This window comes from Streptomyces sp. NPDC052107 (genome assembly GCF_040680215.1).
In the GTDB taxonomy this organism is placed as follows: Bacteria; Actinomycetota; Actinomycetes; order Streptomycetales; family Streptomycetaceae; genus Streptomyces.
In genome coordinates this window covers 1-12,716 of the sequence record NZ_JBFAWG010000139.1, presented here as the reverse complement: position 1 = coordinate 12,716, position 12,716 = coordinate 1, and the positions used below count along the sequence as shown (strand labels likewise).

11 protein-coding genes are annotated in these 12,716 nt (G+C 71.2%); 4 read left to right on the top strand and 7 right to left on the bottom strand.

What is annotated here, in order from left to right; genetic code table 11:
- Positions 1–125: 125 nt before the first annotated feature.
- The 4 genes from AB0M27_RS44170 to AB0M27_RS44155 form a co-directional block, all read right to left on the bottom strand.
- Entirely contained in the window at positions 126–1,040 is a 915-nt protein-coding gene (locus tag AB0M27_RS44170) for a replication-relaxation family protein (protein WP_365731361.1), read from the bottom strand.
- Positions 1,037–3,661: an ATP/GTP-binding protein gene (locus AB0M27_RS44165; protein ID WP_365731359.1), complete on the bottom strand. Its 2,625-nt coding sequence runs from the start codon at positions 3,659–3,661 to the stop codon at positions 1,037–1,039. The genes AB0M27_RS44170 and AB0M27_RS44165 overlap by 4 nt, the downstream gene beginning before the upstream one ends.
- Positions 3,637–4,002 (bottom strand): hypothetical protein, encoded by a 366-nt coding sequence (locus AB0M27_RS44160; protein WP_365731357.1) that lies wholly within the window; start codon positions 4,000–4,002, stop codon positions 3,637–3,639. Before AB0M27_RS44160 ends, AB0M27_RS44165 begins: the two co-directional genes overlap by 25 nt.
- A 279-nt stretch (positions 4,003–4,281) precedes the next feature.
- Positions 4,282–4,491, bottom strand: a complete 210-nt coding sequence (locus AB0M27_RS44155; protein WP_365731353.1) for a hypothetical protein — start codon at positions 4,489–4,491, stop codon at positions 4,282–4,284.
- Positions 4,492–5,355: 864 nt separating this feature from the next.
- Between AB0M27_RS44155 and AB0M27_RS44150 the strand changes: the two genes are divergently transcribed.
- From AB0M27_RS44150 to AB0M27_RS44140, 3 genes are all read left to right on the top strand, one after another.
- The gene (locus tag AB0M27_RS44150) at positions 5,356–6,813 is read left to right on the top strand and encodes a hypothetical protein (protein WP_365731351.1); all 1,458 of its coding nucleotides are present in this window, start codon (positions 5,356–5,358) and stop codon (positions 6,811–6,813) included.
- The gene (locus AB0M27_RS44145) at positions 6,810–8,258 is read left to right on the top strand and encodes a hypothetical protein (protein ID WP_365731349.1); all 1,449 of its coding nucleotides are present in this window, start codon (positions 6,810–6,812) and stop codon (positions 8,256–8,258) included. Before AB0M27_RS44150 ends, AB0M27_RS44145 begins: the two co-directional genes overlap by 4 nt.
- A 146-nt stretch (positions 8,259–8,404) precedes the next feature.
- On the top strand, positions 8,405–9,616 hold the full coding sequence (locus AB0M27_RS44140; protein WP_365731347.1) for a UDP-N-acetylglucosamine--N-acetylmuramyl-(pentapeptide) pyrophosphoryl-undecaprenol N-acetylglucosamine transferase: 1,212 nt from the start codon (positions 8,405–8,407) through the stop codon (positions 9,614–9,616).
- On the opposite strand, the gene AB0M27_RS44135 is transcribed toward AB0M27_RS44140, so the two are convergent.
- From AB0M27_RS44135 to AB0M27_RS44125, 3 genes are read right to left on the bottom strand one after another with little or no spacing between them, the layout of a single operon-like run.
- Positions 9,570–10,001, bottom strand: coding sequence for a low molecular weight protein-tyrosine-phosphatase (locus tag AB0M27_RS44135; RefSeq protein ID WP_365731345.1), 432 nt, complete (start codon positions 9,999–10,001; stop codon positions 9,570–9,572). The genes AB0M27_RS44140 and AB0M27_RS44135 overlap by 47 nt on opposite strands.
- Positions 9,986–11,134, bottom strand: coding sequence for a DegT/DnrJ/EryC1/StrS family aminotransferase (locus tag AB0M27_RS44130; RefSeq protein WP_365731342.1), 1,149 nt, complete (start codon positions 11,132–11,134; stop codon positions 9,986–9,988). Before AB0M27_RS44130 ends, AB0M27_RS44135 begins: the two co-directional genes overlap by 16 nt.
- Positions 11,131–12,138, bottom strand: a complete 1,008-nt coding sequence (locus tag AB0M27_RS44125; protein WP_365731340.1) for an ATP-grasp domain-containing protein — start codon at positions 12,136–12,138, stop codon at positions 11,131–11,133. The genes AB0M27_RS44130 and AB0M27_RS44125 overlap by 4 nt, the downstream gene beginning before the upstream one ends.
- A gap of 220 nt (positions 12,139–12,358) precedes the next feature.
- Between AB0M27_RS44125 and AB0M27_RS44120 the strand changes: the two genes are divergently transcribed.
- A complete protein-coding gene (locus AB0M27_RS44120) occupies positions 12,359–12,670 on the top strand; it encodes a transposase (protein ID WP_365731338.1) in 312 nt (103 codons plus the stop codon).
- Positions 12,671–12,716 lie beyond the last annotated feature (46 nt).

The following is a 12,716-nucleotide window of genomic DNA, read 5'->3' as shown; positions in this document are numbered from 1 at the left end:
GCTGGCGGCTCCTGTCGTTCAGTACCAGGGCACGAAGGCGATTGGCTCCCAAGGCTGAGCAACGCTCAGGCTCGCTAAGCCAATCAGAGACGCTGCGGTGAACGAGCGGCCGCAAGGCCGCGGTGTCACAGCTGCGTCCAGGGTTTCGAAGCGCCGCCGGCTAGAGGTGCCCAGACGTCATCGGTGGGCCCCCGGTCCTCGAGGTCGTCCAGGATGGCCGCGCCCATCGGTACCTGCCGGGCGAGTGTGCCCACGAGGGGGTGCTCGGCCGTCATGGCCTGCAGGTCGTTGATCCGGTGGCTCAGGACGTACCGGGAGGCCCCGGTCAGCACGAACAACACCCGAGGGAATACGGGATACCAGCGAAGCCACACCGCCCCGCCAGCGGCGGGTTGCCGCGAGCGTGGCCGGCCGGCGGGCTGCGGCTCGTACGACCACAGCCGCGCGTACTCGATCAGCTTGGAGGCGAGCCGCTCGCTGCCCATGGTGGCCCGGTCGACCTCGACGAACGCCCGCAGCTTCGTCCGTTCCTCGTCCTCGATCAGGGTGTAGTGCATCACCGCGTCCGTGATGATGCGCTCGCCGTCGCTGAGCGGGTGGGAGACCTCCGGTGTCCAGTCCAGGTGGCCGTGCTCGTCGCCGCGCCGACGGGCGTCGGTGACGAATGCGAGGTGGGTGCGGACCACGGTCAGGGTGTGCGGGGTCTTCAGCGAGGCCGCCGTGGCCGAGTTGATCGGGTACGCGGGACGTCCGCGCAGGGCGGGGAAGTCCCGGGTCAGCCGAGCGCCCTCGCTCGTCAGGTACCAGGCGCGGGACCGGTTGGACTGCGGCAGCACCGTGTAGTCCACCAGGCCGTCGCGGCGCAGCTTGTTGAGTGGCGCGGAGACGGTCTGCCGCGCTGCGCCGGGCCGCAGCAGTTCGTGGAGCTGATTCGAGGTCGCCATCCGGTGCTGGCCGAGCACGGCCAGGAGCTGATGCGGCAGCGGTTCGATGGGGCTCGGCGTACGGCCCGACGGCATGGCCTCGAAGGCGGTGGTCACTTGTATCCCTTCTTCTGCAGATGGACGGCCGGCTTGACGGCAGAGGCGTGCTGGGCGAGGAAGTCGCTTACGCGGGTGAGCTGGTTTTCGGCCTGGTTGGTCAGCTGGCCCAGCGGGAGGGCACCTGCCGTGGCCCGCGCGGCGCGCTCCAGGGTCCCGGCCTGGCCCCGGCGGGCGTAGTCGGCGAACACCTCGTCCAGGTGAGGGCCGGTGATCTGGACGGGACCGACCCGGCGGCCCTCGACGGTCAACGACATGTAGTGCTCGAATCGGTGCAGCGCGGCGACGACATCCGGGCCGGGCCTATCGCCCCACTCCGCGGTGATCGGGGCAATGGCGGACTGCGACCCCGCGGTCGACGCCAGAGTGGAGGCGTTCTGCACCAAGGAGAGCCGCACCGGGATGGGAAGGCGGGCCAGCAGCTGGGTCATGCCATGAACGTGGACCTTGTACTTGCGGAAGTCCTCGAACATCGCGGCGATCGTCTCCGGGGCCGCGCCCGTGAGCGTGATCAGCTCGTCGAAGTACGGGCGGAACAGCACCCGCCGCTCTTCCGCGGTGTCCCTCCTGGAGCGCACGGCCCGCAGCAGGTCCCGGGCCAGCAGCGCGGTGATCAGCCGGTCGGTGGGCCCGTTCCCGCCCGGGCACACCCACACGATCATCCGCGAGTCCATCGCGGCCCGGATGTTGTAGATACCGGCCGGCTGCCCGAGGAACGCCCGGGTGACGGGGTTGGCGGCCAGGCGGGCGATCGGGTTGAGGACGACGGCGAACGCGTCGGTGGGCAGCGTCGGGAACACCGTCCGCCACCACGAGCGGGTCTCCTCATCCAGGCGTGCCTCGACTGCGGTGAGCGCCGTCGTACGGAAGACCGGGTCGGTCAGCAGGGACCGCACGTGAAAGACGGTGGCCTGGTCTTCCGGCCGCCCGGCCTGGCAGGCGGCCTCGTTGACGGCCACCAGCACCGCCAGGGCGGCGGTGAAGATGGTCAGCGCGCGGGGAGCGGTGGCGTCGTCCCAGCCGAGCACGGACGCGTAGGCGTCGGCGGTCGCCTCGACGACCTCGTGCGCGACCTGGCCCTGGTGCATGCCGATCGGGTTCCAGCAACTGAGCTGCGCAGCAGGCCCGCTGGCGTTGAGGTCGATCAGCGCGATCCGCGGCATCAAGTGGTCGTGGGCGAGGAACGGCAGGGCACGCGGCCACGAGTCGCGGTGCGGGTCGACGAACATCAGCCCGCCGCCGGAGTGGGCCCAGCCGATCGCCTGGGCGAGGGCGCGTTCCGTCTTGCCGCCGCCCGCCTTGCCCACCCCGACCTCGAACAGCGTCTCCTTGGCGTAGGTGGCGACCAGGCGCCGGCGGCCGTCCGGACCGCGGTAGATCCCCTGCAGCAACAGCTCGGGATCCCCATGTTCGAACGTCGGCAGGTCTGAAGCGAGCAGAGGCAGTCGGCAGTGCACAGTGGGCGGCTTGAGCAGGCCGGTCAGCTCTTCCAGCCGGACCCAGTTCGGACGGGGTGGCTGGCAGTGCCCCAGCCTCCAGCGGCGTTCGAAGCCGCGCCGGCTGGGCCAGCGGTCCGCCCCGAACCGCCAGGGGCCTACCCTCCAGCCCCGCATCGCCCAGCGCGAGCCGCCGCCGAAAACATCCAGGGCGGCCTGGAGTTGAGCGAGCCGGGCCTGGGCGCGGCCCTCGGTGTTCGACGCGCACATCACCAGCAGCTGCACCCGCACCAGGTGGTCGTCCTCGGCGAGCTTGCCCAGCGCCTCCTCTGGGTCCACCCGGCGCGGAACGGGCGGCATGACCAGCCGGCGCCCGCCCCCGCCCTTCTTGCCGGCTACCAGCTGCTGCAACTGCCAGGTGAGCGAGTCCTCGATGCCGGTGGCGTCCTGCCGCACCCACCGGGCGGCCCGCTGGGCCTCCCGCCGCTCCGCGCGACGGGCGTCGCTCATCAACTGCAGACGGCGCGCTCTTAGCGCCCACTTGGGGGCGCGCTGAATGTCGAGCCGGATCTCGGCGAGGTCCCCCAGCTCGGCACGCAGGTCCGAGACGGCGTCGATCAGCGGCTGCAACGGGTCCGGGATCAGCGGAACCTCACGCAGGGGGGAGGTCGGCTTGCCGCGCAGGATGAACTCCGCCCGCACCACGTGGTCACGGAGCTTGTCCACGAGGGGACGGGCCCGGTTCACGGTGACGTCCGGACCGAACGGCGTGATCGACAGCAGGCGTTCGCCGCCGGCCGGGCCTTCGATGCGATAGCGCAGCGGGCTGGAGCCGTCGGCGCGCAGCCGGATCTGCACCGCCTTCGACCGGCGCGGCGCCCACCACGGCATGCTCGTCGAGGCTCGGGCGAGCTGAACGCCCCGGCGGAAGATCTCCTCCAGATCAGGGTCGAAGTGCCGCGACGGTATGAGCTCCAGCGCCATCCGTTCGGCCGAGGCCTTCCGCGCCAGATGACGCATCACCGCCTCGCCCGCGGCCCAGACTGCGAGCGAGGCCAAGGCCACCACCCACCAGTAAGTGATCAACCAGCCGACGGTGTGAACGATGCCAGAGACGAGGCCGAGCACCTGCCCGGATGCCGATGCGGAGGCCCGGCCGGTCAGGTACGGGGCTGCGGAGTCCACGTGGACGCCCCCTTCTTTGCGGTGGTGCGGGTGAAGTGCCAGTCGGTGATGCGCAGGTCGGTGAAGGTCCCGCCGCGGTCCGTGCCCGCCCACACCAGGTGGACCACCGCCGTGTCCGGGCTGTGGCCGCGGCGGGCGATCGCGGCCTGGATGCGAAAGCGAGCGGTGGCGAACGCCGCCAGAGCCACCTGGCCCGCGTCGGGAAAGAGGCCCGGCCACGTTGCGCGGCCGACTCTGGTGGCGTCCGCGCGCAGCAGCGCACGGCCATCGGCGAGCAACTTTCGTTCATCGGTGGCGGGAAGGTCGGCGGGCCAGGCCGCCTGAAGCGACCGCTGGATCACCTGATCACCGGCCGCGCCCTCGCCATGCGCGGCAGAGCGGATGCACGGGCCGGCGGCGCCGATGCGGCAGGCATCGCGGATGCGCTCCTGCCAACGGGCGGCCGGGCAGCAGATGCAGCGGCCGCAGAAGGCGAGGGAGACGGACCGGCGGTCGCGCGCGAGGCCGGGATGTCGCCGAGGACGGTGGCTGCTGACTATGCGGCACGCCCAGCAGGGCGATGCCGGCGACGACGAGGATGACGGTGCTCAGCAGCAGACGTGGTGAGCGTGGGGTGGTGGTCACGGCAGCCGTGCTCCTCCCGCAAAGCCGGACATGGCGTCTACCGAGTCCAGCCGGACGGCGGTGCCCGGGCGGGCGGCGTTGATCATCCGGCCGCCGCCGACGTAGATCCCGTCGTGGTAGATCGTTACATCGCGTCCGGGTGCGTAGACACCGGCCGCCATCGGAGCAGCAGCCTCGCCCTGTGAGGCCCGCATGCCAGGAGACATGGTCAAACTCCCAGGTCAGAACGGATGTTGCTGACCTTGAGAAAACCCGCAGGCCCCGACCCGACCACCGACCACGAGACCCCGACCATGGTCACGATGGGGACACGAAGTCCATGGTCGGCCCGACCACAGGCCCGACGATGGGCCAGCCGCGAGCTGGCGACAGGCCACCGCGTCCGGTGCACGTTCCCCGGACCGGCGACCGCTGTGCCATCACGTGCCGCTCGGCCACCCAATCCCAGATACCGATGCGCAGACAGAAGCCGACCGGGCCCCGTTAGGCGCCTGCGCAGTGGGCCACCCGAACCTGCGCAAGAGAAGATCAGGAGCGCGCGGGCGGACTGCGCAGCCACCCCCGTACAACTCGACTGCGCAGGATCCTCGACCGGTTGCGCAGCCCGATTGCGCAACGGCCGTCCGGGGTTGCGCAGTCGGCCGCGCAACGGCTGAGCGCCCGGGCTGAAGGTGCGTGGTTGGCCCGACCATGAGCCCGACCACGGCAGCTAAACCCGTACTTCGCAGGTCACCCGATCGTGAAGATCAAGTGGTCACAGCCGATCGGACAGCGATCGGCCCGAACGTGCGTGTATCACTGCCCGCTTGATACCAGTCGAGAACGGGCGGCGATCATGCGCCCAGGCGTCACTAACGGGTGACCTGCGAAGTACGAGGCTAGACGGCTCCGTTGCCGGATCGTGACCGATGGTCGGGGCTCGTGGCCGTCAGCCTGGTCGGGGTCGGCCGGTGAGCTGACGCCATGGCACGCACGCACGCCTCCACGCCCAGGACCCCCGGCCGCCCCACCGCGGCGGGCCCGGTGTGCCGCCGTGGGCACCGCCCGCGGCATGCGTCGGGGGCACGGCGGTGAGCCGCTTCGGGGCGGGGATCCGGCGCGGGGTGATGGCGGCCGATCAGTTCACCCAGATCGCCAACGGCCTCTTCCGCGACACCCGGTTGTCCTTCAAAGCGAAGGGCTTGTTCGGCTACATCAGCACCCACGCCACCGGCTGGCAGGTGACGGTCGCCGACCTCGCCAGGGCCGGGCCCGACGGGCGGGACGCCGTACGCGCCGGCCTGAACGAACTGCAGCGACACGGCTACCTCATCCGCGAACAGCTCCGGCACGACAACGGGACGCTCGGCGAGATCGTCTACTCGATCACGGACCGACCAGCGGTCATGGACACCGACCTCGTGCACGCGGCCGGTACGGCGTTCGCCTCCGTTCCGGCCGGCGAGGCGGGTCGCCGCTTCGGGGCGGGGATCCGGCGCGGGGTGATGGCGGCGGACCAGTTCACCCAGATCGCCAACGGCCTCTTCCGCGACACCCGGTTGTCCTTCAAGGCGAAGGGCTTGTTCGGACTGATCAGCACGCACCGGGACGGCTGGCGGATGACCGTCACCGACCTGGCGCGCCGCAGCCGCGACGGCGAGGCAGCCGTGAAGAGCGGGCTCAAGGAACTGGAGATGCACGGCTTCCTGCTCAGGGAACGCGGGCGCAACCCCGATGGCACCCTCGGCGCAGCCGCGTACTTCATCACCGACCTGCCCAGCCTGCGAAACAGCAGGTCCGGGCCGATGTCGGGTTTTCCACCGGTGGATAACCCGACATCGGTTCATCGGCCCACTAAGAACACCAACAGAAAGAAGACCAACAAGCAGAACACCAGACCCCTCCGTCCGTGCGGCCGCAGCGAACCGGCGCGAGAACCTGGGCGGACGGACCAGCCACAGACTCCGACGCCCCCGCCGGCCCCGCTCGCGGCGGATGAGATGCACCCGGGGATCCGGCTGCTGCTCGACCTTGGGGCGGCTCGTCCTGAGCTGCTGCTGACCGGACAGACGCTGACCGATCAAGGCCGCGTCGTGACCGCGATGCTGGAGACCGGCTGGAGTCGCGAGCAGCTGCGGCACGTCATCGCCGACCGGCCGCTGCCGAAGCCGGTACGCACCTCCGTCGGCGCGATCATCGCCGCACGGCTCCGCGCTGCCCAGGCCTACCCGCCACCCGCCACCGCCGCCGGCGGCCACGACGAGCCCGTGCTTCAGGAGCCGTTCGCGCTCCCGGCCCGCCAGTCGTCGGCGGCTCCGGCGGCCCGCACCGTGAGCGAAGCCCTCACCTACCGGGCCCTCGTCGAATGCGCAGGCTGCGGCAAGCCCGGCACCGCCCCCGGCGAAGACCTCTGCCCGGCCTGCCTCGACTGGCCCCCGTGCCGCACCTGCCCCGGGCCGACCCCTCGCCGCGCTCACCCCGACGGCGACGGCCGCTGCACCACCTGCACCGCCGCCCTGACCCATCCTCTGGAAGCGAGCACCGAATGACGGCCACGACCCACACACCGCCCCGGATGACACCCCAGCCGCCTCTGCGTCCCTTCGCCCGCGATCCCCGAAGGTGGGAGGCCGAACAGGAGCGTGCGCTGCGGACCGGCCACGTCTGCCGCGACACCGCATGCACCGGCACATGCGAGCCCGCGCTCGTGTACGAGCGCACCGGATGGGGCTGGCTGGCCTGGACCGTACCCGGTGACGGCACTCTGCCCGAACGCCCACAGCAGATCGGGGTGCTCACCCCGGGCGCGACGAGGACACAGCGGCTGGCCGCGTACTGGCTGACCAGGCGCCCCGCCCTCCGCATCGCCCTGACCCGTACGAGCCCCGTGTCCGTGCGGTTCTCCGCCGCCGCCGTGGGGGTCATCAGCCTCTTCGCAGCCCTGTTCGCCCTGAACCGAGACGTCCCCGCCGACACCGTGCTGCCGGCGATGCTGCTCGCACCCCTGCTTGCCGAGCACCTGCCCGACCGGATCGACGAACGGGCCGGCGAACACGTCCGACGCGTCGAAGACGCCACTGCCTGCCAGTACCTGCAGCGCCTGGCCGCTGTGCACACCTACCTCGTCCAGGCCGCCGCCGACAACGACCGCTACGAGCTGCGCCGTTCGGCCGAGATCGGCCAAAACCTGCTGTGGGACGCCGCCGGCCTGCTCCAGGACCAGGACACCCGCATGGTCTCGGCCCAACTCATCCATCGCGAACGGCTAATGGTCCAGCTCGCCGACCAAGTCACCCAGACCCTGGAGCGCATCCACGCCGAGGCTTGCTCCGGCGAAAGGACGCCCGGCGGGCACGAGGGCCCGTCAGGCCCGTGCCCGCCGGGCAGCCAGCCGGCCACGCCTCGCCCAAAGCCCGGCACCTCACTACTGAAGGGAACCGTGCTCATGCCCCAGCCCGAATCCAGCCCGGCCAACCGCACCACGGACGTCTACCTCCTCGTTGCGCACGAGCCGTACTACCCGGGCCCCGGCGCCCAGGAGATCAACACCACGGTGGTGGCCGCCGCCTCCCTGCTGCACCCGCAGGTGCGCCAGCCCGACGGCGCGCGCATCCACGATCTCCTCACCCGCGGGCGTCGATCCGGCGAGATCATTCCGCTGGCCACCCTCACCCACGAACTGAGCGGCGGTGCCGACTGGCCGAAGGTCGGCGACTGGGAGGGCGTCACCGCCGACCTGGTCCAGCTCGTCTACGCCGGCCGGTGCGACGCCCTCAGCCTCGGCCTGCCCGAGATCGCGCGGGCCCTGCTGTGCACCGGGCCGCACAGTCACGTCCGCGCCTACGACGCGGCGGGCGATGACTTCCTTGTCTACGGGGCCACTGAGCGCGAGACGGTCCTGGCGGAGGTCGATATGTACCTTGCCGAACTCGTGGCCGAGCAAGCCCTCTGGCCAGGCGATGGTCTGTTGCCTCCGCTCGTCGACCATGGCTGATACCGAGGTGTACGACGCCGGCTGGGTGGGCTGAGTCGATCGGATGTCGACGCGTGGCGTGGATTGGCGGAAGGCGGGCGAGCGGTGCTGCCGTAGCCGCTAGGGTGGCAGCTCGCCTGATCTCCGTTTCGCCGAGGAGCAGCCCGATGCACAGCGCCACTTTCCGCCTCGTCGTCACAGGCGGCGGGACTGGTGGACACACGTATCCCGCGCTGACCGCGGTGCGCACGTTGCAGGCCCGGCTCGCCGCCGAGGGGCGGGCACTCGAGACTCTGTGGATCGGGACGGCTGGAGGGCTGGAGGCGCGCGTCGCCCCGGCCGAGGGCATTCCCTTCACCACGGTGGCGACCGGCAAGATCCGCCGCTCCAAGAACCCGATCAAGCTGGTGTCACCGGCCAACGTCAAGGACATGGCGCGGGTGCCGCTCGGCGTGCTGCAGGCGCGGCGGGCCATCGACCAGTTCCAGCCGGATGTCGTCCTCGCGACGGGCGGCTACGTGGCGGTCCCGGCCGGTCTGGCGGCGCGGATGTGCCACCGGCCGCTCGTGCTGCACGAGCAGACGGTGCGGCTGGGGCTGGCGAACCGGAAGCTGGCGGCGTCGGCCGCGCGGATCTGCGTGTCGTCGGAATCGACGCTGGAGCTGCTGTCGGAGTCGGCGCGGGCGGTCGCCGTGGTGACCGGGAACCCTGTGCGGCCCGAGGTGCTGGCCGGACAGGCGGAGCGGGCTGTCCAGGCACTCGGCCTGTGGGGTTTCGACCGGAGTCTGCCGACGGTGTACGTGACGGGCGGGGCCCAGGGCTCGCAGCAGATCAACGAGCTGGTCGGCGAGTCGGCGCAGTGGCTGCTGCAGCGGGCGAACCTCATCCACCAGTGCGGTCCCACGAACGAGGCGGGCCTGCGGGCGCGGGCGGCCGGGCTTCCGGCCGAGCTGGCGGCCCGCTACCACTTGGCGGGGTTCGTCAGCGGCGAGCTGCCCGACGTCCTCGCCCTGGCGGATGTCGTGGTGTCCCGGAGTGGGGCTGGGACGCTGGCGGAGCTGACCGCACTGGGCAAGCCGGCTGTATTCGTGCCGCTGGCATCGTCGGCGGGCAACGAGCAGGTCCACAACGCCCGGCACCTGGAGCATGCCGGGGCTGCGGTCGCGCTGACCGGCGAGGTGACGCCGGGCCATCTGCAGACGGCGGTGGGCCCGCTCCTGGCCGATGCCCACTTGCGGCAGGCGATGGCGGAGCGGGCCCGTGCGTACGGCCGTCCTGACGCGGCGGACAGGCTGGTGGACGAGATCTTGGCCGCCGCGCAGGGGCAGCCGGTCACTGCTGGGGCTGGCCGACGTGAAGAGCCGTCCCTGCCTCGATGAGGACGGCGCACGCGTTGAACGCCTCCTGATCCTTGCCCATCGGGTCGGGGACGTCGCGGTCGCCCAGGTACAGGGCGAGCTTGGGCTGCACGTCCTCGTCGGCGATCTCGCGGAGGACGTCCAGCACGGAGGCGTCCATGGCCAGGACGCTGTTGGCCCAGCCGAGCATCTCCCGGGTGAGCTGCTGCGCGCGGTGGCCGGTGAGATCGAGCCCGAGCCGCCTGGCGGCCTCGACCATCTGCTCGTTGGCGGGCTGGCCTTCCCACTTCCCGATCAGCCCAGCGGAGCGCACCTCGAGTTCGCCGGCGCCCCGCTTGGCGAGCGCCAGGGCGGCGAACGGGCTGCGGCAGTAGTTGCCGAGGCAGACGGTCAGGACCTTGCGCACGATGCGGCTCCCACGGTCTTGAGGGCCTGACCGAGGACGGTGACGACCCGGTCGATGTCGTTCTCGGTGAGGTGCTGGTGGAACGGCAGCGTCAGCACCTCGCGGCCGGCTTGCTCGGTGGCGGGCAAGTCGCGCCGCCACTGGGCGAATGCGGGCTGCAGGTGGTTGGGCGGGTAGTGGACGCCGACGCCGATGCCGCGGGCCTTCATCTGCGCGTGGACCTCGTCCCGGTAGGGGATGAGGACCTGGCACAGGTGCGGCACGGAGCGGTCTGGGTGGACGTCGACCAGGTGCACGCCGTCCAGGCCGGCGAGCGCCCGTCGGTATGCGCGCCACAGGATGCGGCGGGTCGTCTCAGCCTTCTCGAAGTGGTCGAGCTGGGCCAGGCCGATCGCGGCGTTGATGCCGGACATCTGGTAGCGCAGCCCGAAGCCGTCCACCTGGTAGCTGGTCGTGCGGCCGCGTTCGGCCTGGGACTGGACGACGCCGAGCATCCGGATCCGGCGGATCGTGTCGGCCTCGGCGCGGGTGCGGGGGACGACGACGCCGCCCTGCCCGCACGTCAGGTTCTTGATCGGGCCAAAGCTGAAGCAGGTCAGGTCTCCGGTGGCGCCGACTCGGCGGGCGCGGTTGCGGGAGCCGAAGGCGTGCGCCGCGTCCTCCACGATGGCGATGTCCCGCGCGTCCAGCTCCCTGCGGACGCTGGAGAAGTCGATGGCCCGGCCGCCGAACAGGACCGGCATCACGGCGCGGGTGCGGTCGGTGACGGCGTCCATGACGAGCTGATCGGTGACGCACAGCGTGACCGGGTCGATGTCCACGAAGCGGGGCGTGGCGCCGACGGCAAGGATCGCCTGGACGCTCGCACAGAACGTCATGGACGGCACGACCACCTCATGGCCGGGGCCGACCCCGGCTGCGAGCAGAGCAGTGTGCAGGGCGGCGGTGCCGGACATGACGGCAACGGCGTCACGGACGCCGAGGAAGGCGGCGATACGGCTCTCGAACTCCTCGGTGACCTCGCTGTGCCCGTACTGGCCGCCCTCCAGCACGCGGGCGACCGCGGCGGCCTCCTCGCCGTACAGGTACGGCGTATTGTTGCGCCCGGCGTCGGGCCTGACGGCGGCCGTCATGCGACGGCTCCCTTCGGGGCGGCTGCGATCTCCAGCTCGGCGACGTCGCCGACGCGCAGCGTCTCCATGTAGTTCGTGAGGAACACGCCGGTGCGGTAGGTGAGCAGGTCGTGGTCGACCGGCAGGCCGAACAGGCCGTTGACCATCTGGCCGACGAGGTCCGCACCCGCCGCCTCGGTCAGCGCGTATCCCCCGGCGATGCGGACGTTCAGCTCGGTGATCGTGATCCGGCCGTCGTCGGTGATGAACCCCTGCACGCAGCACAGCCCTTGGGCGCGGACGGTGCGCAGCGTGTCCACCACCAAGTCGTGCACGGCCTGGTCCTCGAACGTCGTGGAGACGGCGACACAGCCGCCTTTCACCAGGTCGCGGCGGCGGAGGATCGCCGAGGCGCGGCCGTCGCGGTCCACGAGGCAGTCGGCAGTGAATTCGGTGCCGTAGATGCGTTCCTGGACGATCGCGCCGGGGATCAGTTCGCACAGCACGCGGGCGTGCCGCAGCGACGTCACCGTGTGCACGCCTTGGGAGCCGTGGCCGCTGCGCGGCTTGACGACCAGCTCGATGCCGGCGGGCACCAGGTTGAGGTCATCGGGCTTCCAGGTGCGGGGCGTCGGTATGCCGTGCGCGGCGACGGCCTGGTGGAAGCGGGCCTTGTCGATGCAGTCGTGCACCGACTTGGCGTCGGGCAGCCACAGGCGTACGCCGTCGGCTTCGAGGCGGGGCCGCAGGTCGAGCAGCGGTGGCAGGTCGTTCTCGATGCCAGCGACGATCGCGTCCACGGTGAGCGCGCGGCACAGGCCGATGATGGCCTCTGGGTAGTCGGGGTCCTTGGCGAGCGGGACGCGGTACGGCGAGACGTCGCCCAGGAAGAAGCCGGGGGCGAGCGGGTTGGCGTCGACGGCGACGACGCGATGGCCGAGGCGGAGCAGGCTGAGGGCCAGGCCGAAGCCCGGGGTGGCGCCGACACCGGTCACGAGGATTCGGCGCGGGGGCTGGTCAGGCATGCTGTCGCTCCTTTTCGGAGGTCGGAGCGGTGCGCGGGGAGGGCATGGCAGGGAGCGGGCTGCGGGAGAGCGGCGCCCACCGATCGGCGTTGCGCCGGTACCAGTCGGCGGTCTCCTCCAGCCCAGCCTGGAAGTCGCGGGCGGGCCGGTTGAGGTTCCCCCTGCCGGCCGGACAGCTTGATACTGGGACGGATGGTCCCGGAGGAAGCAGTCACAGGTAGTGAGTAGCAAGAGCAACATGAGTAAGCGGTACACGGCCGAGTTCAAGCGGGACGCGGTCGCCTTGGCGTTGTCCTCGGAGAAGACGGTCACCGAGGTCGCGAGGGATCTGGGCGTGAGTCCGGAAGGGCTGCGCGGGTGGGTGAAGCAGGCGAAGGTCGACCGCGGAGAGGGACCCGCCGGGGCTTTGACCACTGCGGAGCGTGAGGAGTTGGTCCGGCTGCGGCGGAAGGTTCGCGAGCAGGAGGCCACGATCGAGGTTCTGGGAAAAGTTGTGATGACGCCGCTTCGCGGTGCCATCGTGGCGGGATGAGAATCCTGGGGTGCTTCGGCGGTGGTGGGACATGAGGTTCACCCGC

Coding starts and splice junctions, on each gene's coding strand:
- AB0M27_RS44140 (WP_365731347.1), top strand. CDS start 8,405: ATGCACAGCGCCACTTTCCGCCTCGTCGTCACAGGCGGCGGGACTGGT.
- AB0M27_RS44155 (WP_365731353.1), bottom strand. CDS start 4,491: ATGTCTCCTGGCATGCGGGCCTCACAGGGCGAGGCTGCTGCTCCGATG.
- AB0M27_RS44125 (WP_365731340.1), bottom strand. CDS start 12,138: ATGCCTGACCAGCCCCCGCGCCGAATCCTCGTGACCGGTGTCGGCGCC.
- AB0M27_RS44145 (WP_365731349.1), top strand. CDS start 6,810: ATGACGGCCACGACCCACACACCGCCCCGGATGACACCCCAGCCGCCT.
- AB0M27_RS44130 (WP_365731342.1), bottom strand. CDS start 11,134: ATGACGGCCGCCGTCAGGCCCGACGCCGGGCGCAACAATACGCCGTAC.